Annotated in this window: 18 protein-coding genes, 2 tRNA genes and 3 rRNA genes; 17 read left to right on the top strand and 6 right to left on the bottom strand. The window is 53.1% G+C overall.

Translation table 11 applies throughout. The annotated features are described in order from the left end of the window. Genes tatB through tatD form a run of 3 tightly spaced genes read left to right on the top strand, consistent with a single transcriptional unit; the run spans position 1 to position 2,137 of the window. Positions 1–540, top strand: a complete 540-nt coding sequence (tatB, locus tag SOM82_RS19860) for a Sec-independent protein translocase protein TatB (protein WP_320461476.1) — start codon at positions 1–3, stop codon at positions 538–540. A 2-nt stretch (positions 541–542) separates the two neighbouring features. Next, positions 543–1,313 carry a Sec-independent protein translocase subunit TatC gene (gene tatC, locus SOM82_RS19855; RefSeq protein ID WP_154128906.1) on the top strand — a complete coding sequence of 257 codons (771 nt, stop codon included), beginning with the start codon at positions 543–545 and terminating at the stop codon, positions 1,311–1,313. A 41-nt stretch (positions 1,314–1,354) separates the two neighbouring features. Further along, positions 1,355–2,137 (top strand): 3'-5' ssDNA/RNA exonuclease TatD, encoded by a 783-nt coding sequence (gene tatD, locus SOM82_RS19850; protein ID WP_320461475.1) that lies wholly within the window; start codon positions 1,355–1,357, stop codon positions 2,135–2,137. Here the strand turns inward: tatD and rfaH are convergent. Next, positions 2,134–2,625 carry a transcription/translation regulatory transformer protein RfaH gene (gene rfaH, locus SOM82_RS19845; protein ID WP_154128959.1) on the bottom strand — a complete coding sequence of 164 codons (492 nt, stop codon included), beginning with the start codon at positions 2,623–2,625 and terminating at the stop codon, positions 2,134–2,136. The genes tatD and rfaH overlap by 4 nt on opposite strands. Before the next feature lie 169 nt (positions 2,626–2,794). Between rfaH and ubiD the strand changes: the two genes are divergently transcribed. Beyond that, positions 2,795–4,300 (top strand): 4-hydroxy-3-polyprenylbenzoate decarboxylase, encoded by a 1,506-nt coding sequence (gene ubiD, locus SOM82_RS19840; RefSeq protein WP_154128904.1) that lies wholly within the window; start codon positions 2,795–2,797, stop codon positions 4,298–4,300. A gap of 30 nt (positions 4,301–4,330) precedes the next feature. Continuing rightward, a complete protein-coding gene (gene fre, locus SOM82_RS19835; protein ID WP_320461474.1) occupies positions 4,331–5,032 on the top strand; it encodes an NAD(P)H-flavin reductase in 702 nt (233 codons plus the stop codon). Between the two features lie 147 nt (positions 5,033–5,179). Here the strand turns inward: fre and fadA are convergent, their stop codons facing one another. Next, positions 5,180–6,343 carry an acetyl-CoA C-acyltransferase FadA gene (gene fadA / locus SOM82_RS19830; RefSeq protein ID WP_320461473.1) on the bottom strand — a complete coding sequence of 388 codons (1,164 nt, stop codon included), beginning with the start codon at positions 6,341–6,343 and terminating at the stop codon, positions 5,180–5,182. A 9-nt stretch (positions 6,344–6,352) separates the two neighbouring features. Then, positions 6,353–8,542, bottom strand: coding sequence for a fatty acid oxidation complex subunit alpha FadB (gene fadB, locus SOM82_RS19825; RefSeq protein ID WP_320461472.1), 2,190 nt, complete (start codon positions 8,540–8,542; stop codon positions 6,353–6,355). Positions 8,543–8,732: 190 nt separating this feature from the next. Here fadB and pepQ point away from each other — a divergent pair, with 190 nt between their 5' ends. From pepQ to birA, 11 genes are all read left to right on the top strand, one after another. Then, complete coding sequence (gene pepQ / locus SOM82_RS19820; RefSeq protein ID WP_320461471.1) at positions 8,733–10,064, top strand: Xaa-Pro dipeptidase; 1,332 nt, start codon at positions 8,733–8,735, stop codon at positions 10,062–10,064. Continuing rightward, entirely contained in the window at positions 10,064–10,678 is a 615-nt protein-coding gene (locus tag SOM82_RS19815) for an IMPACT family protein (protein ID WP_154128958.1), read from the top strand. Before pepQ ends, SOM82_RS19815 begins: the two co-directional genes overlap by 1 nt. Before the next feature lie 40 nt (positions 10,679–10,718). Next, a complete protein-coding gene (gene trkH / locus SOM82_RS19810; protein ID WP_154128899.1) occupies positions 10,719–12,170 on the top strand; it encodes a Trk system potassium transporter TrkH in 1,452 nt (483 codons plus the stop codon). A gap of 11 nt (positions 12,171–12,181) precedes the next feature. Further along, the gene (gene hemG / locus SOM82_RS19805) at positions 12,182–12,724 is read left to right on the top strand and encodes a menaquinone-dependent protoporphyrinogen IX dehydrogenase (protein ID WP_320461470.1); all 543 of its coding nucleotides are present in this window, start codon (positions 12,182–12,184) and stop codon (positions 12,722–12,724) included. A gap of 384 nt (positions 12,725–13,108) precedes the next feature. Further along, positions 13,109–14,648: ribosomal RNA gene (locus SOM82_RS19800) — 16S ribosomal RNA — on the top strand. Between the two features lie 71 nt (positions 14,649–14,719). Beyond that, positions 14,720–14,796 (top strand) — tRNA-Ile (locus SOM82_RS19795). Between the two features lie 110 nt (positions 14,797–14,906). Beyond that, positions 14,907–14,982, top strand: a tRNA-Ala gene (locus tag SOM82_RS19790). Between the two features lie 207 nt (positions 14,983–15,189). Continuing rightward, positions 15,190–18,096: ribosomal RNA gene (locus SOM82_RS19785) — 23S ribosomal RNA — on the top strand. Positions 18,097–18,187: 91 nt separating this feature from the next. Then, positions 18,188–18,303, top strand: a 5S ribosomal RNA gene (gene rrf / locus SOM82_RS19780). The 16S, 23S and 5S rRNA genes sit together here with 2 tRNA genes alongside, the layout of an rRNA operon. Before the next feature lie 146 nt (positions 18,304–18,449). Then, positions 18,450–19,478: a UDP-N-acetylmuramate dehydrogenase gene (murB, locus tag SOM82_RS19775; RefSeq protein WP_154128205.1), complete on the top strand. Its 1,029-nt coding sequence runs from the start codon at positions 18,450–18,452 to the stop codon at positions 19,476–19,478. Next, positions 19,475–20,437, top strand: a complete 963-nt coding sequence (birA, locus tag SOM82_RS19770; protein WP_320461030.1) for a bifunctional biotin--[acetyl-CoA-carboxylase] ligase/biotin operon repressor BirA — start codon at positions 19,475–19,477, stop codon at positions 20,435–20,437. The genes murB and birA overlap by 4 nt, the downstream gene beginning before the upstream one ends. Positions 20,438–20,605: 168 nt before the next feature. On the opposite strand, the gene bcsG is transcribed toward birA, so the two are convergent. The 3 genes from bcsG to bcsE are packed head-to-tail and all read right to left on the bottom strand — an operon-like array spanning position 20,606 to position 24,031. After that, positions 20,606–22,285, bottom strand: a complete 1,680-nt coding sequence (bcsG, locus tag SOM82_RS19765; protein ID WP_320461029.1) for a cellulose biosynthesis protein BcsG — start codon at positions 22,283–22,285, stop codon at positions 20,606–20,608. Further along, positions 22,278–22,472 carry a cellulose biosynthesis protein BcsF gene (bcsF, locus tag SOM82_RS19760; RefSeq protein WP_123429835.1) on the bottom strand — a complete coding sequence of 65 codons (195 nt, stop codon included), beginning with the start codon at positions 22,470–22,472 and terminating at the stop codon, positions 22,278–22,280. Before bcsF ends, bcsG begins: the two co-directional genes overlap by 8 nt. Beyond that, positions 22,469–24,031 (bottom strand): cellulose biosynthesis c-di-GMP-binding protein BcsE, encoded by a 1,563-nt coding sequence (gene bcsE / locus SOM82_RS19755; protein ID WP_320461028.1) that lies wholly within the window; start codon positions 24,029–24,031, stop codon positions 22,469–22,471. The genes bcsF and bcsE overlap by 4 nt, the downstream gene beginning before the upstream one ends. A 175-nt stretch (positions 24,032–24,206) precedes the next feature. Between bcsE and bcsR the strand changes: the two genes are divergently transcribed. Further along, on the top strand, positions 24,207–24,395 hold the full coding sequence (gene bcsR / locus SOM82_RS19750; protein WP_154128201.1) for a cellulose biosynthesis protein BcsR: 189 nt from the start codon (positions 24,207–24,209) through the stop codon (positions 24,393–24,395). Positions 24,396–24,404 lie beyond the last annotated feature (9 nt).

Below are 24,404 nucleotides of genomic sequence, written 5' to 3'. Positions count from 1 at the left end.
GTGTTCGACATTGGTTTTGGTGAACTGCTTCTGGTATTTGTGATTGGCCTGATTGTTCTGGGTCCGCAGCGTTTGCCAGTAGCAGTAAAAACCGTCGCGGGTTGGGTGCGCGCGCTGCGTTCCCTGGCGACGACGGTTCAAAATGAACTGGCGCAGGAACTTAAGCTTCAGGAGTTTCAGGACAGCCTGAAAAAGGTTGAGAAGGCGAGTATGGACAATCTGTCGCCGGAGCTGAAAGCCTCAATGGATGAACTGCGTGAGGCCGCAGAGTCGATGAAGCGTTCTTACAGCGTCAACGATCCTGAAAAAGCGAGCGATGAAGCGAACACCATCCGTAATCCGCTGGTGAAAGATAACGAAGCTCAGCGCGAAGGCGTGACGCCTGCCGATGCAGAGCATCAGGCCAGTGCGCCATCGCAAGCCCCTGATCTGCAAGAGCCCGTGCCTGCACAAGAGCCTGTGGTAAAGCATAAAGCCGCAGAAGCAAAAGCCGCCGCGCCCGTTTCCGAATCATCCCCCTCGTCGAGTGATAAAGCGTAAACATGGCTGTAGATGATACTCAACCACTTATTACGCACCTCATTGAGCTGCGTAAGCGTTTGTTAAACTGCATTATTGCGGTTTTCTTGATTTTCTTATGCCTGGTCTATTTTGCTAACGATATCTATCAGGTTGTCTCCGCGCCGTTGATTAAGCAGATGCCGCTGGGCGCCACGATGATTGCCACCGATGTGGCGTCGCCGTTCTTCACCCCGATCAAGCTGACCTTCTGGGTCTCACTCATTGCTTCCGCCCCGGTAATTTTGTACCAGGTTTGGGCGTTTGTGGCGCCTGCGCTGTACAAACATGAGCGTAAGCTGGTGATCCCGCTGCTGGTTTCCAGCTCGTTGCTGTTTTACATCGGCATGGCTTTTGCCTATTTCGTCGTCTTCCCACTCGCCTTTGGCTTCCTGACGCATACCGCGCCGGAAGGGGTTCAGGTGTCGACGGATATCGCCAGCTATCTCAGCTTTGTGATGGCGCTGTTTATGGCGTTCGGCGTGGCCTTCGAAGTGCCTGTTGCGATTGTCTTGCTCTGCTGGATGGGCGTGACCACGCCAGAAGATCTGCGTAAAAAGCGCCCATATATGTTGGTCGGCGCCTTTGTCGTGGGTATGTTGCTGACGCCGCCGGATGTTTTCTCGCAAACGCTACTGGCCATACCGATGTATTGCCTGTTTGAGGTGGGCGTGTTCTTCTCGCGTTTCTATGTAGGCAAACGACGCTCACGGGATGACGAAGAAGATGAGCCTGAAAAGCCGACAGAAGAATAAAACCAGCCGCCCGACAGGGCGGTTGTCATATGGGAGAAAGCATGTTTGATATCGGACTCAACCTGACCAGTTCTCAGTTTGATAAAGACAGAGATGAGGTTGTGGCGCGCGCATTGGCTGCGGGAGTTAACGGGCTCTTGCTGACGGGAACCAACCTCCAGGAAAGTCAGGATGCTCAACGGCTGGCACACACTTTTGATTGCTGCTGGTCAACGGCAGGTGTTCACCCTCACGACAGTAGTCACTGGAACCATGACAGTGCAGAAGTCCTGTATGCACTGGCGAAAACCCCTGAAGTCGTTGCGATAGGTGAATGCGGTCTCGATTTTAACCGCAACTTTTCCACTCCGGACGAGCAGGAAAAGGCGTTTACCGCCCAACTCGCCCTGGCTGCTGAACTGGGAATGCCGGTATTTATGCACTGCCGCGATGCTCATGAGCGTTTTGTTGCATTGCTTGAACCCTGGCTGGATAAACTGCCTGGCGCGGTATTGCACTGTTTTACTGGCTCGCGACAGGACGCTCTGGACTGCCTGAATCGTGGTTTGTATCTGGGGATCACCGGCTGGGTTTGCGATGAACGACGCGGTCTGGAGTTGCGCGATCTGTTACCGGTCATTCCCGCCGATCGGCTGTTAGTCGAAACGGATGCACCGTATCTTTTGCCACGCGATATGCGGCCAAAACCGGCGTCACGACGTAACGAACCGGCTTACCTCGGCCATATCGTTGAACGGATCGCTCACTGGCGTGGCGAAGAGAGACAGTGGCTTGAAGCGCAGACCGATGAAAATGTTCGTCGTCTGTTTGGGGTGGCGTTTTAAACTTTACGGAATTCGGTGTTCTTGACGCTTTGGAGCACCTGCTTATTCAAAAAATTCAGCAATAGCATCGAACGCGCTTCGCCATCTGGCTCTGAAAATATCGCCTGAAATCCCTCGAATGCGCCTTCGGTGATAACGACACTGTCGCCGGGGAAAGGCGTCTCTGGATCGGTGATATCTTCTGGCTGCTTATAGACAGAAAGCTGATGAATCACCGTAGACGGCACCGTTGCCGGATGCGCGCCGAAGCGAACGAAGTGGCTGACACCTCGGGTGGCATTGATGGTGGTGGTGTGGATCACTTCCGGGTCGAACTCAACAAACAGGTAGTTTGGAAACAGCGGTTCGCTGACCATCGTGCGCTTGCCGCGCAGCATTTTTTCAAGCGTAATAACCGGCATCAGACAATTGACTGCCTGACGCTCAAGATGTTCCTGCGCGCGTTGAAGCTGCCCACGTTTGCAATACAGTAAATACCAGGCTTGCATAATCACTCTTCCCTTGGTTTGCGGCGCAAGCATATCAAAACCCTGGCGGGATCGCTAAGGTGATTATAATGGCCTAAAGAAGAAGATGACGTGGAAGTTCACGCTAATTTAACAAAATTACAGCGTCATGATGACGAACGCCGTATAATGAAGCGCTTACAGAGAGGCCATGACTAACTGCATGAAATACCACGATCTACGCGACTTCCTGGCGCTGCTTGAAAAGCAGGGCGAACTCAAACGCATTACGCTTCCTGTTGATCCTTATCTGGAAATGACAGAAATCGCCGACCGCACGTTACGTGCCGGTGGCCCCGCGCTGCTGTTTGAAAATCCGAAAGGTTACTCCATGCCGGTGCTCTGCAACCTGTTCGGCACACCTAAGCGTGTGGCGATGGGTATGGGGCAGGAAGATGTCAGTGCGCTACGTGAAGTGGGTAAACTGCTGGCCTTTCTGAAGGAGCCTGAACCGCCAAAAGGCTTCCGCGATCTGTTCGATAAACTGCCGCAGTTTAAGCAAGTATTAAACATGCCGACTAAACGTCTGCGTGGCGCGCCTTGTCAGCAAAAGATCTTCGAAGGGGATGCCGTCGATCTGACGCGCATTCCGATTATGCAGTGCTGGCCAGAAGATGCTGCGCCGCTGATCACCTGGGGGCTGACCGTCACCCGGGGTCCACACAAAGAGCGTCAGAACCTGGGGATTTACCGTCAGCAGTTGATTGGCAAGAACAAGCTGATCATGCGCTGGCTGTCTCATCGCGGCGGCGCGCTTGATTTCCAGGAGTGGTGTGCTGCGCATCCGGGTGAGCGATTCCCGGTTTCCGTTGCGCTGGGTGCCGATCCGGCGACCATTCTCGGCGCGGTGACCCCAGTCCCGGATACGCTTTCCGAATACGCCTTTGCTGGTTTGCTGCGCGGTACCAAAACCGAAGTGGTGAAATGTATCTCCAACGACCTGGAAGTGCCTGCCAGCGCGGAAATCGTGCTCGAAGGCTATCTTGAACAGGGCGAGCTGGCACCGGAAGGGCCTTATGGAGATCATACGGGATACTACAATGAAATTGATAATTTCCCGGTCTTTACCGTTACCCATATCACGCAGCGCGAAGATGCGATCTATCATTCGACGTATACCGGCCGTCCGCCGGATGAACCTGCTGTATTAGGGGTGGCGTTGAATGAAGTCTTTGTGCCCATTCTGCAAAAACAGTTTCCGGAAATTGTTGATTTCTACCTGCCGCCAGAGGGCTGTTCTTATCGCCTGGCAGTGGTCACCATTAAGAAACAATATGCTGGTCATGCCAAACGCGTGATGATGGGCGTCTGGTCTTTCCTGCGTCAGTTTATGTACACCAAATTTGTTATCGTGTGCGATGACGACGTTAACGCCCGCGACTGGAATGATGTGATTTGGGCCATTACGACGCGTATGGATCCGGCCCGTGACACTGTGTTAGTTGAAAATACACCGATTGATTATCTGGATTTTGCCTCGCCGGTTTCCGGTCTTGGCTCAAAGATGGGACTGGATGCCACCAACAAATGGCCCGGCGAAACTGAGCGTGAATGGGGTCGCCCGATTAAAAAAGATCCTGAAGTGACCGCGCGAATTGACGCAATATGGGACGACCTGGCCATATTGAATAACGGTAAGCCAGAGTCTGACCGTTAAGCCCTATAGACTTCCCGACAGAGAGAGCGAATGACAACCTTAAGCTGTAAAGTGACCTCGGTAGATGCTATCACCGACACCGTATATCGCGTCCGTTTGGTTCCAGAAGCGGCGTTCTCTTTCCGCGCTGGCCAGTATTTGATGGTGGTGATGGATGAGCGCGATAAGCGTCCTTTCTCTATGGCGTCTACGCCTGCAGAGCAGGAATTTATTGAGCTGCATATCGGTGCGTCAGAGCTTAATTTGTATGCCATGGCAGTCATGGATCGCATTCTGAAAGAACGTGAGATTGAGGTGGACATTCCGCACGGTGAAGCGTGGTTGCGTGAAGACGAAAACCGTCCGCTGGTGCTGATTGCGGGCGGGACGGGTTTTTCCTACGTACGCTCCATTCTGCTAACTGCGCTGGCGCGCAATCCAGACCGCGATATCACCATCTACTGGGGCGGGCGTGAAGAGAAACACCTTTACGATCTCTCCGAGCTGGAAGCGCTCAGTGTGACCCATCCCAATCTGCGCGTTGAGCCCGTCGTGGAGCAGCCAGAAGAGGGGTGGCGTGGACGTTCAGGTACGGTTTTGACGGCGGTGTTACAGGATTACGGTACGCTGGCAGAGCATGATATTTATATCGCCGGTCGCTTTGAAATGGCGAAGATAGCCCGCGATCTGTTCTGCAATGAACGTCAGGCGCGTGAAGACCGTCTGTTCGGCGATGCGTTTGCGTTTATCTAAGGTGCGGCTTTTTTTCCTCACTTTAGTCCTCTCCCAAAAGGGGTGAGGGAGCCAATAAAAAACCCGCCCCTGACAGGCGGGAAAAACGGCAACTAAATCATCTATTCTTTTACAGGCCGGGCAGGCGAAATGCCCCCGGCCCACGCATTACACCCGCTCAAATACTGTCGCAATCCCCTGACCCAGGCCGATACACATCGTTGCCAGTCCAAACTGGGCATCTTTGCGTTCCATCAGGTTGATAAGCGTGGTGCTGATACGCGCACCGGAACAACCCAGCGGATGACCTAATGCGATCGCGCCACCGTTGAGGTTGATCTTCTCGTCAATCTGCTCCATCAGCCCCAGATCTTTAATGCATGGCAGGATCTGCGCGGCGAACGCTTCGTTCATTTCAAACAGGTCGATATCGCTGGCCGTCAGACCGGCCTTTTTCAGCGCCAGTTTTGACGCCGGAACCGGACCATAGCCCATAATCGACGGATCGCACCCAACCACCGCCATTGAGCGAATGCGGGCGCGGGGTTGTAAACCTAATTCACGGGCCCGGCTTTCACTCATCACCAGCATGGCTGCTGCGCCGTCGGAAAGGGCGGAAGAGGTCCCCGCCGTTACCGTGCCGGTGACCGGATCAAACGCCGGACGCAGTGCCGCGAGCGCGTCGACCGTGGTTTCCGGACGGATCACTTCATCGTAATAAAACTGTTTAAGAACGCCGTCCGCGTCGTGGCCGCCGGTCGGGAGGATTTCATTTTTAAAGGCGCCCGATTGTGTGGCAGCCCAGGCCCGCGCGTGAGAGCGTGCTGCAAAGGCATCCTGCATTTCGCGGCTGATACCGTGCAGGCGCGAAAGCATTTCGGCGGTCAGCCCCATCATGCCGGCCGCTTTTGCCACGTTGCGGCTCAGGCCTGGATGGAAATCGACGCCGTGATTCATCGGCACATGGCCCATGTGTTCCACGCCGCCAATCATGCAGACCTGCGCATCGCCGGTCATGATCATACGGGCCGCGTCATGCAGCGCCTGCATGGAAGAGCCACACAGACGGTTCACGGTGACAGCCGGAACCGAATGCGGAATTTCCGCCAGCAGTGACGCGTTGCGGGCGATATTAAAACCTTGCTCCAGGGTTTGCTGCACACAGCCCCAGTAGATATCGTCAATCGCTGCCGCTTCGAGCGCCGGATTACGCGACAGCAGACTTCGCATCAGATGGGCGGAGAGATCTTCCGCACGCACGTGACGAAATGCGCCGCCCTTTGAACGGCCCATCGGGGTGCGAATTGCATCGACAATGACAACCTGTTCCATTGTGACTCCTTAAGCCGTTTTCAGCTCGCCGACCGGACGGGCTGGCTCAACTGGTGGATAGTACGGTTCGTTATGGCGTGCTTTCTGACGCAGACCTTCCGGGACCTCATACAGCGCCCCGAGGTGCTGGTAATGCTGAGCCATATCGAGATATTTCGCGCTGCCAACCGTATCGAGCCAGCGGAATGCGCCGCCGTGGAACGGAGGGAATCCGAGACCGTAGACCAGCGCCATATCGGCTTCTGCGGGACTGGCGATGATGCCTTCTTCCAGACAACGCACCACTTCGTTGACCATCGGGATCATCATGCGGGCGATTATCTCTTCGTCGCTGAAATCACGTTTTGCCTGGCTAACGCCAGCCAGCAGATCTTCAACGGCAGCATCGTCCTCTTTCTTCGGCTTGCCTTTGCTGTCTTCTTTATAACGCCAGAAGCCCAGGCCGTTTTTCTGCCCAAAGCGACTGGCGTCGAACAGCGCGTCGATGGCGTCGCGATAATCTTTCTGCATCCGCTGCGGGAAACCAGCGGCCATTACGGCCTGCGCGTGGTGCGCTGTATCAATGCCGACCACGTCCAGCAGATACGCCGGGCCCATTGGCCAGCCAAATACTTTTTCCATCACTTTATCGACTTTGCGGAAATCCGCGCCGTCGCGCAGCAGCTGGCTAAATCCGGCAAAGTAAGGGAACAGCACGCGGTTGACGAAGAAGCCCGGGCAGTCGTTCACCACAATCGGGGTTTTGCCCATTTTGCTGGCCCACGCCACTACTTTGGCGATGGTTTCATCGGAGGTTTTTTCCCCGCGAATCACTTCGACCAGCGGCATACGATGCACCGGGTTAAAGAAGTGCATGCCGCAGAAGTTTTCCGGGCGCTTCAGGACGCTTGCCAGTTCGCCGATCGGAATGGTCGAGGTGTTGGACGCCAGAACCGTATCCGGGCGCACTTTCTCTTCCGTTTCCGCCAGTACCGCTTTTTTCACTTTCGGGTTTTCGACAACCGCTTCGACCACCACGTCCACGCGATCAAAGCCGGTATATTCCAGCGTTGGCTGAATGGTGGATATCACGCCTGCCAGTTTCAAACCGTCAATCTTGCCACGCTCAAGCTGTTTATTGAGCAGTTTGGCCGCTTCGTTCATGCCCAGCGTCAGGGATTTCTCGTTGATATCTTTCATCACTACCGGCACGCCTTTCCAGGCGGACTGATAGGCAATCCCACCGCCCATAATGCCAGCGCCGAGCACCGCCGCGTGTTTTGGCGTCTCAACGTTTTTGGTCAACTGTTTTGCTTTGCCTTTGACGAACTGATCGTTAAGGAAAATGCCAACCAGCGCGCGAGCTTCATTGGTGTGTGCCAGAGGGACAAAGCTTTGATTTTCTAATTTCAGCGCCTCTTCGCGACCAAAGCGCGCAGCGGCTTCGATTGTTTTGACGGCGGTGATCGGTGCCGGATAGTGTTTTCCGGCGGTCTGCATCACCATGCCTTTGGCAATGGTAAAGCTCATGGTGGCTTCGATTTTGCTGAGTTTCAGCGGCTCAAGCTTCGGCTGACGTTTGGCTTTCCAGTCGAGATCGCCATTGATGGCCTGACGCAGAAGACTAATCGCACCGTCGCGCAGTTTTTCCGGCTTCACGATACCGTCAATCAGGCCGATTTTCAGGGCTTGTTCCGCGCTAACATCTTTACCTGCCGCGATGATTTCCAGCGCACTGTCAGCGCCCAGCATACGTGGCATCCGCACTGAACCACCAAAGCCCGGCATGATGCCGAGCCTGGTTTCCGGCAGGCCGATACGCAGATCCGGCGTGGCAAGGCGATAGTCCGTCGCCAGCACGCATTCGCAGCCGCCGCCCAGCGCGTAGCCGTTGACGGCTGAAACCGTTGGAACCGGCAGATCTTCCAGGCGGTTGAACACGCTGTTGGCAAAGTGCAGCCATTGACTGAGCTGTTCTTCGGGCACCTGGAATAATGAAAGGAATTCGGTGATATCAGCGCCGACAATAAAAGCGGCTTTTTCGGAGCGCAGCAGCAGCCCTTTCAAATCAGATTGTTTTTCGAGGACGTCGAGCGCATGGCCAAGACTGGCCACCGTCGCGGTGTCGAGCTTGTTGACTGAGCCGGGGGCATCGAACACCAGTTCGGCGATGCCATCTTCCAGCCAGTCTACGTACAGGGTGTCGCCTTTGTAGAGCATGTCAGTCTCCTGAATCCAGCAATTGGATCTGGTCATACCAGATGAAACCGAGTGTGGGATTTATGTTAATAAAATGCAAATTTATGATTAAGAAATTGCTGCATTGATCACGCTCGGTGGAAATCACGCAGTCGAATTCAGGTGTGCTAAGATGCGAAGATTCGAGGTCAATAAAACGAAAGGAATAACGATGGACTCACTGGCTGCACTTTATAAGAATCATATTGTTACTTTACAGGAACGTACTCGTGATGTGCTGGCGCGCTTTAAACTCGATGCGCTGCTTATCCACTCCGGCGAGCTGGTGAATGTCTTCCTGGATGACCATCCGTATCCTTTCAAGGTAAATCCGCAGTTTAAAGCGTGGGTGCCGGTGACGCAGGTTCCCAACTGCTGGCTGCTGGTGGATGGCGTGAACAAGCCGAAACTGTGGTTCTATCTGCCGGTCGATTACTGGCACAACGTTGAACCGCTGCCGACGAGCTTCTGGACGGAAGAAGTGGATGTTATTGCTCTGCCGAAAGCCGATGGCATTGGCAGCCAGTTGCCTGCTACGCGTGGCAATATCGGGTATATCGGCCCGGTGCCGGAACGGGCGCGGGGTCTGGATATTCCAGCGGATAACATCAACCCGAAAGGCGTGATTGATTATCTGCATTACTACCGTTCATATAAGACCGACTATGAACTTTCCTGCATGCGCGAAGCGCAAAAAACGGCAGTTAATGGCCATCAGGCTGCGCATGAAGCGTTTCTGTCCGGGATGAGTGAGTTTGATATTAACCAGGCTTACCTCACCGCGACCGGCCATCGCGATACCGATGTGCCTTACAGCAATATTGTGGCGCTGAATGAGCATGCCTCTGTGCTGCACTATACAAAGCTGGATCACCGCGTACCGGCCGAGATGCGCAGTTTCCTGCTGGATGCTGGCGCTGAATACAACGGTTATGCCGCCGATTTGACCCGTACCTGGGCGGCGAATGCCGATACGGATTTTGCGCAGCTGATTAAAGACGTGAATGACGAACAACTGTCATTGATCAGCACCCTGAAAGCCGGTACAAGCTACGTCGATTATCACATTCAGTTCCATCAGCGCATCGCGAAGCTGCTGCGTAAGCATCAGATTGTGACGGACATGAGTGAAGAAGCGATGGTCGAAAACGATCTGACCGGGCCATTTATGCCGCACGGTATCGGTCATCCTCTGGGTCTGCAGGTCCACGATGTGGCTGGCTTTATGCAGGATGATACCGGCACGCATTTGGCCGCACCGTCCAAATATCCTTACCTGCGCTGCACGCGCGTGCTGCAACCGCGTATGGTTCTGACCATTGAGCCGGGAATTTACTTTATTGATTCTCTGCTGCAGCCATGGCGTGAAGGGCAGTTCAGCAAGCACTTCAACTGGCAAAAAATCGAAGCGCTGAAGCCGTATGGTGGCATCCGTATTGAAGATAACGTGGTGATTCACGAAAACAGCATTGAGAACATGACGCGAGATCAAAAACTGGCGTGATGGACAGCTGGCTGATACCGGCTGCGCCGGTCATCTTCGTTGAGGAAATCAAGAAAAGCCGCTTTATCACGCTGTTGGCGCATACCGACGGCGTGGAGGCGGCTAAAGCGTTTGTCGAATCGGTTCGGAGCGATCATCCCGATGCCCGCCATCACTGCGTGGCCTGGGTTGCGGGAGCCCCGAATGATTCGCAACAGTTAGGGTTTTCTGACGATGGTGAGCCCGCGGGAACGGCGGGTAAACCGATGCTCTCTCAGTTGATGGGAAGTGGCGTGGGTGAAATCACGGCCGTCGTGGTTCGTTACTACGGCGGCATATTATTAGGAACCGGTGGGCTGGTGAAAGCCTACGGTGGGGGAGTCCAGCAGGCGCTCAATCTGCTTACCACTCTCCGCAAAACGCCACTCACCGAATATACTTTGCTGTGTGATTACGCTCAGTTGTCCGGTATTGAATCGCTGCTGAAACAGTTTAACGGCGTCATTGTCCACAGCGATTATCAGGCGACGGTGCAATTGCGAGTGGCGCTTCCTCAGGCGGAACTGGCGGCTTTTTCAGCAAAACTGGCTGATTTTAGTCGCGGTGCGTTGCAATTACTGCCGATTGAAGAATAATCCCCACCTTACTTTTTGAATACCAAAGGAAACGGCAGAGATGCATTTTCGTGCCATAACCCGAATCGTTGGACTGCTGGTCATACTCTTTTCCGGGACGATGATTCTCCCCGGGCTGGTAGCGCTTATCTATCGGGACGGCGCGGGGCGTGCGTTTACGCAGACCTTTTTCGCTGCGCTGGTGATCGGCTCGATACTGTGGTGGCCAAACCGCCGTGAGAAAGGGGAGCTAAAGTCTCGTGAGGGATTTCTGATTGTCGTCCTGTTCTGGACCGTGCTGGGGAGCGTGGGGGCACTGCCGTTTATCTTTGCTGAACAGCCGAACCTGACTATCACCGATGCCTTCTTTGAATCCTTCTCCGGATTAACAACCACCGGAGCGACAACGCTGGTGGGGCTGGACTCTTTACCGCATGCGATCCTCTTTTATCGCCAAATGTTGCAGTGGTTCGGCGGTATGGGGATCATCGTCCTGGCCGTCGCGATTCTGCCTATACTGGGCGTCGGTGGGATGCAGCTCTACCGGGCGGAGATGCCGGGTCCTCTGAAAGACAACAAGATGCGCCCGCGTATCGCTGAGACGGCAAAAACGCTCTGGTTCATCTATGTGTTGCTGACAGTCGCCTGCGCGCTGGCATTGTGGTTTGCCGGGATGCCCGCGTTTGATGCGATTGGGCACAGCTTCTCGACGATCGCGATCGGCGGTTTCTCAACGCATGATGCCAGTGTGGGTTACTTTGATAGCCCAACCATTAACACCATTATTGCCGTCTTCCTGCTGATTTCCGGTTGTAACTATGGTCTGCACTTCTCTTTATTAAGCGGACGTAGTCTGAAGGTTTACTGGCGTGACCCTGAGTTCAGAATGTTTATTGGGGTGCAGCTGACGCTGGTGGTGGTCTGCACGTCGGTGTTATGGCTCCACGATGTTTACAGCTCGGCAGTGACGACCGTCAATCAGGCTTTCTTCCAGGTAGTGTCCATGGCGACGACGGCAGGGTTTACCACTGACAGCATCGCCCGCTGGCCGTTATTCCTGCCAGTACTGTTGTTGTGCTCTGCATTTATCGGCGGCTGCGCAGGGTCAACGGGTGGGGGATTGAAGGTGATCCGTATTCTGCTGCTGTTCAAGCAGGGCAACCGTGAACTGAAACGTCTGGTACACCCGAATGCGGTTTACAGCATTAAGCTTGGCAACCGTGCGCTGCCGGAACGTATTCTTGAAGCTGTGTGGGGTTTCTTTTCGGCCTACGCACTGGTCTTTATCGTCAGTATGCTGGCGATCATTGCCACTGGCGTTGATGATTTCTCGGCGTTTGCTTCTGTTGTCGCAACGCTCAATAACCTTGGGCCGGGGCTTGGGGTGGTGGCGGATAACTTCGCCAGCATGAATCCGGTAGCGAAGTGGATCTTAATTGCCAACATGCTGTTTGGGCGTCTTGAGGTCTTTACGCTGCTGGTGCTGTTTACCCCAACATTCTGGCGTGAGTAAGGACGTATCTGGTGAAGACTTTAATTTTATTCTCCACGCGTGACGGACAGACACGTGAGATTGCCTCTTATCTGGCCTCTGAATTAAAAGAGCAGGGCATTTATGCCGATGTGGTGAATCTCAATCGTACTGAAGAGATTACCTGGCAGGATTACGATCGCGTGGTGATTGGTGCTTCTATACGTTACGGTCATTTCCATCCGGCGCTCGACCGCTTTGTGAAAAAGCATATGGCTACGCTGAATAGTCTGCCCGGTGCATTCTTTTCCGTGAACCTGGTGGCGCGTAAGCCAGAGAAGCGCACGCCGCAGACGAACAGCTATACGCGCAAGTTTTTGCTGAACTCTCCCTGGCAGCCGGCACTGTGCGCCGTCTTCGCGGGAGCCCTGCGTTATCCACGCTATCGCTGGTTTGACCGCTTTATGATTCGCTTAATTATGAAGATTACGGGCGGAGAAACGGATACCCGTAAAGAAGTGGTCTATACCGACTGGGCTCAGGTGGCCGGTTTTGCACGAGAAATCGCGCAATTAACGGGCGATTCGCGGATTTAATAAACGTAAAGTTTGAAAAATAAGCGAACGAAAACTTTTTTGAAATTTATACTTGTCACCGTCAGAGAACTCCCTATAATGCGCCTCCACTGACACGGAACAACGGCAAGCAAGCCGCCGGGGCAGAAGGGGTTCAGCGATGAACGCCGACAGAGAAAAGCGAAAATAAACGCTTGACTCTGAATGAGGAAAACGTATTATACGGGACCTCGCAACGGTGAGCGAAAGCCGCGTTGCACTGCTCTTTAACAATTTATCAGACAATCTGTGTGGGCACTCAAAGTGACATGGATTCTAAACGTCGAAAGACGCTAAATGAATACCCAAGTCTCTGAGTGAACATACGTAATTCATTACGAAGTTTAATTCACGAGCATCAAACTTAAATTGAAGAGTTTGATCATGGCTCAGATTGAACGCTGGCGGCAGGCCTAACACATGCAAGTCGAGCGGTAGCACAGAGAGCTTGCTCTCGGGTGACGAGCGGCGGACGGGTGAGTAATGTCTGGGAAACTGCCTGATGGAGGGGGATAACTACTGGAAACGGTAGCTAATACCGCATAACGTCGCAAGACCAAAGAGGGGGACCTTCGGGCCTCTTGCCATCAGATGTGCCCAGATGGGATTAGCTAGTAGGTGGGGTAACGGCTCACCTAGGCGACGATCCCTAGCTGGTCTGAGAGGATGACCAGCCACACTGGAACTGAGACACGGTCCAGACTCCTACGGGAGGCAGCAGTGGGGAATATTGCACAATGGGCGCAAGCCTGATGCAGCCATGCCGCGTGTATGAAGAAGGCCTTCGGGTTGTAAAGTACTTTCAGCGAGGAGGAAGGCATTGTGGTTAATAACCACAGTGATTGACGTTACTCGCAGAAGAAGCACCGGCTAACTCCGTGCCAGCAGCCGCGGTAATACGGAGGGTGCAAGCGTTAATCGGAATTACTGGGCGTAAAGCGCACGCAGGCGGTCTGTCAAGTCGGATGTGAAATCCCCGGGCTCAACCTGGGAACTGCATTCGAAACTGGCAGGCTAGAGTCTTGTAGAGGGGGGTAGAATTCCAGGTGTAGCGGTGAAATGCGTAGAGATCTGGAGGAATACCGGTGGCGAAGGCGGCCCCCTGGACAAAGACTGACGCTCAGGTGCGAAAGCGTGGGGAGCAAACAGGATTAGATACCCTGGTAGTCCACGCCGTAAACGATGTCGACTTGGAGGTTGTTCCCTTGAGGAGTGGCTTCCGGAGCTAACGCGTTAAGTCGACCGCCTGGGGAGTACGGCCGCAAGGTTAAAACTCAAATGAATTGACGGGGGCCCGCACAAGCGGTGGAGCATGTGGTTTAATTCGATGCAACGCGAAGAACCTTACCTACTCTTGACATCCACGGAATTTAGCAGAGATGCTTTAGTGCCTTCGGGAACCGTGAGACAGGTGCTGCATGGCTGTCGTCAGCTCGTGTTGTGAAATGTTGGGTTAAGTCCCGCAACGAGCGCAACCCTTATCCTTTGTTGCCAGCGGTTCGGCCGGGAACTCAAAGGAGACTGCCAGTGATAAACTGGAGGAAGGTGGGGATGACGTCAAGTCATCATGGCCCTTACGAGTAGGGCTACACACGTGCTACAATGGCGCATACAAAGAGAAGCGACCTCGCGAGAGCAAGCGGACCTCATAAAGTGCGTCGTAGTCCGGATTGGAGTCTGCAACTCGACTCCATGAAGTCGGAATCGCTAGTAATCGTAGATCAGAATGCTACGGTGAATACGTTCCCGGGCCTTGTACACACCGCCCGTCACACCATGGGAGTGGGTTGCAAAAGAAGTAGGTAGCTTAACCTTCGGGAGGGCGCTTACCACTTTGTGATTCATGACTGGGGTGAAGTCGTAACAAGGTAACCGTAGGGGAACCTGCGGTTGGATCACCTCCTTACCTGAAAGAACCTGCCTTTGTAGTGCTCACACAGATTGTCTGATGAAAAATAAGCAGTAAAAAATCTCTGCAGGCTTGTAGCTCAGGTGGTTAGAGCGCACCCCTGATAAGGGTGAGGTCGGTGGTTCAAGTCCACTCAGGCCTACCAAATTTATCCTGATACTGCGTTGTGAAAAGACTCGCATACTTCAGTATGCTTCGTCATTCCACGCCTTGTCTCAGTCTAAATTACCGGTAATGAGATTTAGTCTTTGCGATGGGGTTATAGCTCAGCTGGGAGAGCGCCTGCCTTGCACGCAGGAGGTCTGCGGTTCGATCCCGCATAGCTCCACCATCCTTTTACTGCTGAAAACAAGAAAACTTCAGAGTGTACCTGAAAAGGTTCACTGCGAAGTTTTGCTCTTTAAAAATCTGGATCAAGCTGAAAATTGAAACGACACACTGTGTCTGTTCTCCGTAATAAGAACAGACAGGCGGTGTGTTCGAGTCTCTCAAATTTTCGCAACACGACGATGTTTTACGAAACATCTTCGGGTTGTGAGGTTAAGCGACTAAGCGTACACGGTGGATGCCCTGGCAGTCAGAGGCGATGAAGGGCGTGCTAATCTGCGATAAGCGTCGGCGAGGTGATATGAACCTTTGACCCGGCGATACCCGAATGGGGAAACCCAGTGTGTTTCGACACACTATCATGTCATGAATACATAGTGGCATGAGGCGAACCGGGGGAACTGAAACATCTAAGTACCCCGAGGAAAAGAAATCAACCGAGATTCCCCCAGTAGCGGCGAGCGAACGGGGAGGAGCCCAGAGTCTGAATCAGCGCGCGTGTTAGTGGAACGGTCTGGAAAGTCCGACGGTACAGGGTGATAGTCCCGTACACAAAAATGCACGCGTTGTGAACTCGAAGAGTAGGGCGGGACACGTGGTATCCTGTCTGAATATGGGGGGACCATCCTCCAAGGCTAAATACTCCTGACTGACCGATAGTGAACCAGTACCGTGAGGGAAAGGCGAAAAGAACCCCGGCGAGGGGAGTGAAAAAGAACCTGAAACCGTGTACGTACAAGCAGTGGGAGCCTACTTGTTAGGTGACTGCGTACCTTTTGTATAATGGGTCAGCGACTTATATTCTGTAGCAAGGTTAACCGTATAGGGGAGCCGAAGGGAAACCGAGTCTTAACTGGGCGTTAAGTTGCAGGGTATAGACCCGAAACCCGGTGATCTAGCCATGGGCAGGTTGAAGGTTGGGTAACACTAACTGGAGGACCGAACCGACTAATGTTGAAAAATTAGCGGATGACTTGTGGCTGGGGGTGAAAGGCCAATCAAACCGGGAGATAGCTGGTTCTCCCCGAAAGCTATTTAGGTAGCGCCTCGTGAACTCATCTTCGGGGGTAGAGCACTGTTTCGGCTAGGGGGCCATCCCGGCTTACCAACCCGATGCAAACTACGAATACCGAAGAATGTTATCACGGGAGACACACGGCGGGTGCTAACGTCCGTCGTGAAGAGGGAAACAACCCAGACCGCCAGCTAAGGTCCCAAAGTCATGGTTAAGTGGGAAACGATGTGGGAAGGCACAGACAGCCAGGATGTTGGCTTAGAAGCAGCCATCATTTAAAGAAAGCGTAATAGCTCACTGGTCGAGTCGGCCTGCGCGGAAGATGTAACGGGGCTAAACCATGCACCGAAGCTGCGGCAGCGACGCTTAGGCGTTGTTGGGTAGGGGAGCGTTCTGTAAGCCGTTGAAGGTGAACTGTGAGGTTTGCTGGAGGTATCAGAAGTGCGAATGCTGACATAAGTAACGATAAAGCGGGTGAAAAGCCCGCTCGCCGGAAGACCAAGGGTTCCTGTCCAACGTTAATCGGGGCAGGGTGAGTCGACCCCTAAGGCGAGGCCGAAAGGCGTAGTCGATGGGAAACAGGTTAATATTCCTGTACTCGGTGTTACTGCGAAGGGGGGACGGAGAAGGCTATGTTAGCCGGGCGACGGTTGTCCCGGTTTAAGCATGTAGGCGGAGAGTTTAGGTAAATCCGGACTCTTATCCAACGCTGAGGTGTGATGACGAGGCACTACGGTGCTGAAGTAACAAATGCCCTGCTTCCAGGAAAAGCCTCTAAGCATCAGGTAACATCAAATCGTACCCCAAACCGACACAGGTGGTCAGGTAGAGAATACCAAGGCGCTTGAGAGAACTCGGGTGAAGGAACTAGGCAAAATGGTGCCGTAACTTCGGGAGAAGGCACGCTGGTGTGTAGGTGAAGTCCCTGCGGACGGAGCTGAAACCAGTCGAAGATACCAGCTGGCTGCAACTGTTTATTAAAAACACAGCACTGTGCAAACACGAAAGTGGACGTATACGGTGTGACGCCTGCCCGGTGCCGGAAGGTTAATTGATGGGGTTAGCCGCAAGGCGAAGCTCTTGATCGAAGCCCCGGTAAACGGCGGCCGTAACTATAACGGTCCTAAGGTAGCGAAATTCCTTGTCGGGTAAGTTCCGACCTGCACGAATGGCGTAATGATGGCCAGGCTGTCTCCACCCGAGACTCAGTGAAATTGAACTCGCTGTGAAGATGCAGTGTACCCGCGGCAAGACGGAAAGACCCCGTGAACCTTTACTATAGCTTGACACTGAACACTGGTCCTTGATGTGTAGGATAGGTGGGAGGCTTTGAAGCGTGGACGCCAGTCTGCGTGGAGCCAACCTTGAAATACCACCCTTTAATGGCTGGTGTTCTAACGTAGACCCGTAATCCGGGTTGCGGACAGTGTCTGGTGGGTAGTTTGACTGGGGCGGTCTCCTCCTAAAGAGTAACGGAGGAGCACGAAGGTTAGCTAATCCTGGTCGGACATCAGGAGGTTAGTGCAATGGCATAAGCTAGCTTGACTGCGAGAGTGACGGCTCGAGCAGGTGCGAAAGCAGGTCATAGTGATCCGGTGGTTCTGAATGGAAGGGCCATCGCTCAACGGATAAAAGGTACTCCGGGGATAACAGGCTGATACCGCCCAAGAGTTCATATCGACGGCGGTGTTTGGCACCTCGATGTCGGCTCATCACATCCTGGGGCTGAAGTAGGTCCCAAGGGTACGGCTGTTCGCCGTTTAAAGTGGTACGCGAGCTGGGTTTAGAACGTCGTGAGACAGTTCGGTCCCTATCTGCCGTGGGCGCTGGAGAATTGAGGGGGGCTGCTCCTAGTACGAGAGGACCGGAGTGGACGCATCACTGGTGTTCGGGTTGTCATGCCAATGGCATTGCCCGGTAGCTAAATGCGGAAAAGATAAGTGCTGAAAGCATCTAAGCACGAAACTTGCCCCGAGATGAGTTCTCCCTGACTCTTTAAGAGTCCTGAAGGAACGTTGAAGACTACGACGTTGATAGGTCGGGTGTGTAAGTGCAGCGATGCATTGAGCTAACCGATACTAATGAACCGTGAGGCTTAACCTTACAACGCCGAAGATGTTTTGGCGAAAGAGACGATATTCAGCTTGATACAGATTAACTGACGCGCGGAGAAGCGTGTCGGTAACAGAATTTGCCTGGCGGCTTTAGCGCGGTGGTCCCACCTGACCCCATGCCGAACTCAGAAGTGAAACGCCGTAGCGCCGATGGTAGTGTGGGGTCTCCCCATGTGAGAGTAGGGAACTGCCAGGCATTAATTAAGTGAAAAGGCCATCCGAAAGGATGGCCTTTTTGCGTTTTTGTCATTTATAAGATCTCTCTGCACAGATGCCAAACTAATCCCCTATCGCCCTACATATACGGTAAACTATCTCCGATTTTGCATCAGGATAGCGTCTATGAATCACACCCTTAAGCCCTGGAATACCTTTGGCATTCAACGCAATGCTAATCACATCGTACGTGCTGAAAATACTCAGCAACTGCTTGATGCGTGGAAAAACGCCACTGAAAATAATGAGCCCGTCCTGATTCTCGGCGAGGGAAGTAACGTTCTTTTCCTTGATGATTTTGCGGGCACGGTCATTATTAACCGCATTATGGGTAAAGATATCAGTGAGACAGACGACAGCTGGCATTTGCACATTGGCGCAGGTGAGAGCTGGCACGGGCTGGTGCAATTCACTCTTGAGAAAGGGATGGCTGGACTAGAAAATCTGGCACTCATTCCCGGTTGTGCAGGATCGTCCCCGATTCAAAATATCGGTGCCTATGGCATTGAATTAAAAAACGTTTGTGAGTATGTCGATTGTATCGAGCTGGCGAGCGGCAAACCCAGTCGACTGACAGCGGAACAATGCCGTTTTGGCTATCGTGACAGTATCTTCAAACATGAATATCAGGATCGCTACGTCATCGTTGCAGTGGGTCTGCGTCTGGCAAAACAGTGGCAACCGATCCTCACATACGGTGATTTGATCCGGCTTGATCCCCAAACGGTGACAGCGCGTGAAGTTTTCGACGCAGTATGTCACATGCGGATGACCAAACTCCCCGACCCCAAAGTGAATGGCAACGCCGGTAGTTTCTTCAAAAACCCGGTGGTGAGCCGCGAGACGGCAACAACGCTGCTCGCAGAATGGCCAAACGCACCGCATTATCCGCAGGCTGATGGCAACGTCAAACTGGCTGCTGGCTGGCTTATCGATCAATGTCAGCTGAAAGGGACAGTGAAAGGGGGCGCTGCGGTTCATCGCCAGCAGGCACTGGTATTAATTAACGAAAACAATGCGACCAGTGAAGATGTGGTCAATCTGGCACATCATGTCCGCCAGCGCGTGGGCGATAAATTTAATGTCTGGCTTGAGCCAGAGGTCCGCTTTATCGGTCGTACTGGTGAAGTAAACGCCGTGGAGACGATTGCGTGAAAGATAACACCGTTCCATTAACCCTGATTAGTATTCTTGCTGACGGCGAATTTCACTCTGGCGAACAGCTGGGTGAACGCCTGGGTATGAGTCGTGCGGCGATTAATAAACACATCCAGACGCTGCGCGACTGGGGTGTTGATGTTTTTACCGTACCGGGAAAAGGCTACAGCCTGCCAGAACCCATTCAGTTACTGGATGAAGAGGTGATTTGCGGTCAGCTTAACCAGGGAAAAGTGACGGTGTTGCCCGTAATCGACTCCACGAATCAGTATTTGTTAGATCGTATTCCGGAGCTCCACTCTGGGGATTGTTGCGTTGCTGAGTATCAGCAGGCGGGGCGTGGACGCCGCGGTCGTAAATGGTTTTCCCCTTTTGGCGCAAATCTCTATCTCTCGATGTTCTGGAGGCTTGAGCAAGGGCCCGCTGCCGCGATCGGTTTAAGCCTGGTGATCGGTATCGTCATGGCTGAAGTTCTCCACGATCTCGGCGCAAATCACGTTCGCGTAAAATGGCCGAACGATCTCTATCTCAAGGATCGTAAACTGGCTGGCATCTTAGTCGAACTAACCGGTAAAACCGGCGATGCAGCGCAAATCGTGATCGGTGCAGGTCTCAATATGGTTATGCGTCAGGTACAGCCGGATATCATTAATCAGGGCTGGATCACCCTGCAGGAAGCGGGCGTCACTATCGATCGTAATACGCTCGCCGTTCGTTTGATTAAAGAACTACGCGACTCGCTGATGCTCTTCGAGCAGGAAGGACTTACACCTTTCCTGCCCCGGTGGGAGAAGCTGGACAACTTTATTAATCGTCCGGTGAAACTGATTATTGGTGATAAGGAAATTTTCGGGATTTCACGCGGTATTAACGCACAAGGTGCGCTCATGCTGGAGCAAGATGGCATTCTGAAGCCATGGGTTGGCGGTGAGATTTCGCTACGAAGTGCCGAATAATTTAAAGCGCCAGGCAGAGGGCTACGTTGCTGTAGTCCTCTCGGATACGTTCACCTTTTCAGTGATTTCACAGAAATCTGGAACGTAAGATTGACAGAATAACCGCTAAAGCCGCATGTGCCTTCCCTCCTCCAGTGGAAGAGGGAAGGCAATGTATCGATGAAACCGTTACTGCGGATACGGCACCCAATCCCCGCCGTTCAGGCGAACATACGGCTTATCCTGGTACTGAATCACTACCGCATTCGCATTCTCTGAGACTTCTGCCGTCTGCGGAAGACCGCTGGTGAGCTGATTCCAGTTCACACTGTCTTCAACAAACAACTTACCGTCCACTGCGCGAGCCACCAGTTCGGAAATCGCCAGATAGCTGCTTGGCTGGGTGATTTCGACAGGCGCACCCTGATGCGGCGTTTTCATGCCGAAGAATTTGATGCCAGCCGGGACGTTGGTGATCGACGGGCTTGGAATATCGCGCAGACCAGAAACCTGCATTCTGTCTCCTTTCAGCGCGCCACCGTGTTCAGGCACAACCACCACCATCACTCTCCGGCCCGACTTCTCAAGCTCGGTGAAGAAGGCATCCAGTTCATCGAAGAATTTCTGCGCCCGGACTTTGTAATCCGCCGTTTTACTCACTCCCGGGTAGTGGTTACCGTCGTGCAGCGGCAACGTATTATAGAACGTTGCGCTGCGCGAATTGTCCTCTTTGCCGACCGTTTGCAGCCAGCGTTGCAACACCGCGGTGTCGTCATAGACCGGCGAGCCGTCGAAGCCCAGCAGCGGAACCGGCAGACCGGTCTGGTCCATCAGCGGCGCATGCATCCCGCCATTTTCACGGACTTCTTTCAGGAAGCCGCCAAAGATGCCGTTGTGGCCGAGCATCAGGTGCTGAGTGAAGCCCAGTTTTTCAAGGTTATCGAACAGATAGCACTGATTACCCGCCGGCTGGTACAGATTCTTATGCGACGGCTGACCACAGCTGGCGCGCAGCAAACGGATCGCCGCCGGGCCACTGTATGAGGTGGCCGAGTTGAAATCTTTGAACTGAATATCAAAATGCGACCACAGCGGATGCGACATCAATCCGGCGGCATCGACGTCGGCCCATGAGAGGGAACAGATGTTAATCACCAGCAGTTCAAAGGGCTGCGCATCGGCAGGGAGCGCAGCCGGGAATTTCGTCTGGCGCTTATCTTCTGCGTTATAGAAGCTCGACAGCCAGGCATTGAGATTGGTGGTGGTCGGTGGCGCGGTCTGCGCCGGAATATCGCCAATGACGGTCGTGGCTCCCGCCGTTGCGACAGTCGGTGCCGCTGTGCCCCCGGTAGTCGTTACGGTATCGGTCGGTTGACCCGCAGGCCACAGGGAGAAACTTGGGCCAGCCAGCGTGAGTACGTTCAGCCAAATCATAATGGCCACCACAAACACCGTCACACGAATCCATTGTGACAGGAAAAGCCACGCAATCAGCAATACGAAAATTGCCCCGATCATCTGCCAGTTAATAAACCGCTCGGTGAGATCGAGAAGATAGCCGCTGCTAAAGCCCGCCACCTGCGAGCCCTGGCTCATCATGCTTTCCGGGCCAGGCAGCCAGGTATCATGCCAGAACAGCGCAAAACCGATCGGCAACGCCGCCCAGTGGCGCAGACGGTGCAGTTTCACGTTGGGAATGGGCATCAACAAAAATGCCATAAACACCAGGTTGAGCAGCGGATGGAAATTCAGGTAGCCCGCCCAGAGCAGACCAAATTTCACCAGAAAATAGAAGTTCCAGCCGGAAAGGCCGCGCCAGTATTGCCAAAGTGGCGAAGGGGCTGAGGCGGTATAGGTAGAATTAGTCATGTTTTCGGTTTGCCTTGACGTGTGAAGCCCGTTTCAATGTTCCGGCTGGTTTAACGTAGCGAGGTTTTGCAAACAGCAATCTCACCGTATCGCGGGTACGGCGTAATGAATGGCGCGCATAGTAGCCAAGCGGGAAGAAGATAATCGCACACAGGATCACCAGCTGAATGATATCGCTATTATTCATGATGACGCTCTCTCCTCGGCATCACTCAGTAAACGAAGCGGCTCCGGCACCCGGCGCCAGGTATGCCCGTCGTGAGTGGCGTTAAGCACCGGTTTTGCATCGCTCGCCTTCAGCAGCGGTTTGCCCCATTGTTCGGGTTCGAGCATCCGCATCTGCACGATTTCAGCGCTGATCAGGTTGTCTTCAAACCAGACCATACGGTTAGAGAAAATATCGCCCGTCGGTAACGGGAAGATGTGGTTAAGGGCGGTATCGAGATCGTTAACCCGGCAGAATGATAAAAACAGCACCAGCCGATTATCGCCAATAGTCATGATATCCCCGGTCCGGTTCGGACGGCATAACGTCAGCGCCTGTTCGATACGTATTCCCGGAACCGGCCGTAACGCGACCATCACCCCTTTACCATTTTCCGGTAACAGCGTGTTGTTCATCATATTGCCGACCGCCTCGCAGAAGGTATCCCATTTCTGGAAGCCGCGCAGTTTCATCGGTTGGGTCATGGAGAGCAAAGTGGAAATGTCCTCAGGCACATGACGATTAAACTGTTGGCCCTGGATGCTCTCTATCAGCGTCAGGCAGCGGGAGAGCGGTGCGTTCCAGGGAATCACCATATTTGCCCCGCATCCCAGCAGCAGACGTTCATCCGTGGCGCGCAGACTGGTGGTATTCTCGCGAACCACTATCTTCAATGCGCTACCGCGCTGACGGCGCAGGGTATGGATCTGCCGGGCAATGGCTTCAATTTGATTATTCTGGGTGAGCGAAAAAACAAGCGTGGCGGCTTGCGTCGTGCGAGCTTCATTAAACAAACTTTCGTTGGTATCAAACAAAGACCAATATTCAGAAAGGGCAGGGGCGCCTTCTAATACTGCGACGTGGCTCAGGATCCTTTTTTCATCGTTGCGCGGCTGAACCACCGTTTCTTCCTGATGCGCTAAATGCCACTCGTCGTCAATATGCCTGAGCGAGAGCTGCTGTCGCGCACTGACGCCTTTTTCATTGCACCAGAAAGCGATATCGTAAAGATGGCTGTCGGCCTGGTAGCGGATACTGGCAAGACCAAAGAGGGAACGATATTCGCTCATTAAAAATGAGAACTGCTTATCATTATTAATACCAGGGTTAACAACCAGCAGCGTACAATTTTGCGCTCGCGCCCATTTATTGGTTTTTTCGAGCCAGCGTTGCAAATTTTCAATCGCAATATTTTGCCATGCGTTATTTGCGCATTTTAGCACCACTAAATAATGTCGCAGATCGATGCTGCATTGAATATCACGGGGCAAAAAGTATAGTCCATTTTCCTCATTGGGCATGGAAAATAAGCGAACTTTATCAGGCCCTTGATCATCAATAAGTCTAATGATTTTTTTAGGATCATCACCCATGGTGACAACCGCAACCTTTGCGTCTTTTGCCTGGGCTGCAATTGTCTGATTTACCAGACTTATGGCATCATCATTGCGATCGGTGTTGATCCACCAGACTCCGCCGGCTGGCATGTGACGCAATTCATCCCATAATGACTGGATACCAATTGAAAATATGGGGTTCACGATGTCCCTCTTTGCGACTAATTTACCTGTATCTCAGTTTACTAGCGAAAGCACAGAAATAAACCTAACATTGAAATTAAAGCGCATCAGATTTAGCATATGAATGAATTTTCGCAGGCAGGAAGCCTCGCTACGTCTGTCGTTCGTTTAGATTTATTAAAGGAATGAAACCAAAATGCATAATAACGAACCAGGAACTCCGGTTGATTCCAGTCTGGGGTACACATTCCAGAACGACTTTTTGGCGTTGAGCCAGGCTTTCTCATTGCCTGAAATAGATTACACCGATATTTCCCAGCGCGAACAGTTGGCGGCAGCGATTAAACGCTGGCCTTTATTAGCTGAGTTTGCCCGTCAACAATAAGGGAGCCAT

The organism is Lelliottia sp. CFBP8978 (genome assembly GCF_034046055.2).
Taxonomy (GTDB): Bacteria; Pseudomonadota; Gammaproteobacteria; order Enterobacterales; family Enterobacteriaceae; genus Enterobacter.
Note: the sequence above shows the minus strand (reverse complement) of the source record. Positions and strands in the feature narration are given on the sequence as shown.

Excerpts from the sequence above, each read along its gene's own strand:
- fadA (WP_320461473.1), bottom strand. The coding sequence starts at position 6,343 with ATGGAACAGGTTGTCATTGTCGATGCAATTCGCACCCCGATGGGCCGT.
- bcsR (WP_154128201.1), top strand. The coding sequence starts at position 24,207 with ATGCATAATAACGAACCAGGAACTCCGGTTGATTCCAGTCTGGGGTAC.
- trkH (WP_154128899.1), top strand. The coding sequence starts at position 10,719 with ATGCATTTTCGTGCCATAACCCGAATCGTTGGACTGCTGGTCATACTC.
- rfaH (WP_154128959.1), bottom strand. The coding sequence starts at position 2,625 with ATGCAAGCCTGGTATTTACTGTATTGCAAACGTGGGCAGCTTCAACGC.
- bcsG (WP_320461029.1), bottom strand. The coding sequence starts at position 22,285 with ATGACTAATTCTACCTATACCGCCTCAGCCCCTTCGCCACTTTGGCAA.
- tatD (WP_320461475.1), top strand. The coding sequence starts at position 1,355 with ATGTTTGATATCGGACTCAACCTGACCAGTTCTCAGTTTGATAAAGAC.
- tatC (WP_154128906.1), top strand. The coding sequence starts at position 543 with ATGGCTGTAGATGATACTCAACCACTTATTACGCACCTCATTGAGCTG.
- fre (WP_320461474.1), top strand. The coding sequence starts at position 4,331 with ATGACAACCTTAAGCTGTAAAGTGACCTCGGTAGATGCTATCACCGAC.
- pepQ (WP_320461471.1), top strand. The coding sequence starts at position 8,733 with ATGGACTCACTGGCTGCACTTTATAAGAATCATATTGTTACTTTACAG.
- fadB (WP_320461472.1), bottom strand. The coding sequence starts at position 8,542 with ATGCTCTACAAAGGCGACACCCTGTACGTAGACTGGCTGGAAGATGGC.
- SOM82_RS19815 (WP_154128958.1), top strand. The coding sequence starts at position 10,064 with ATGGACAGCTGGCTGATACCGGCTGCGCCGGTCATCTTCGTTGAGGAA.
- ubiD (WP_154128904.1), top strand. The coding sequence starts at position 2,795 with ATGACTAACTGCATGAAATACCACGATCTACGCGACTTCCTGGCGCTG.
- murB (WP_154128205.1), top strand. The coding sequence starts at position 18,450 with ATGAATCACACCCTTAAGCCCTGGAATACCTTTGGCATTCAACGCAAT.
- bcsF (WP_123429835.1), bottom strand. The coding sequence starts at position 22,472 with ATGAATAATAGCGATATCATTCAGCTGGTGATCCTGTGTGCGATTATC.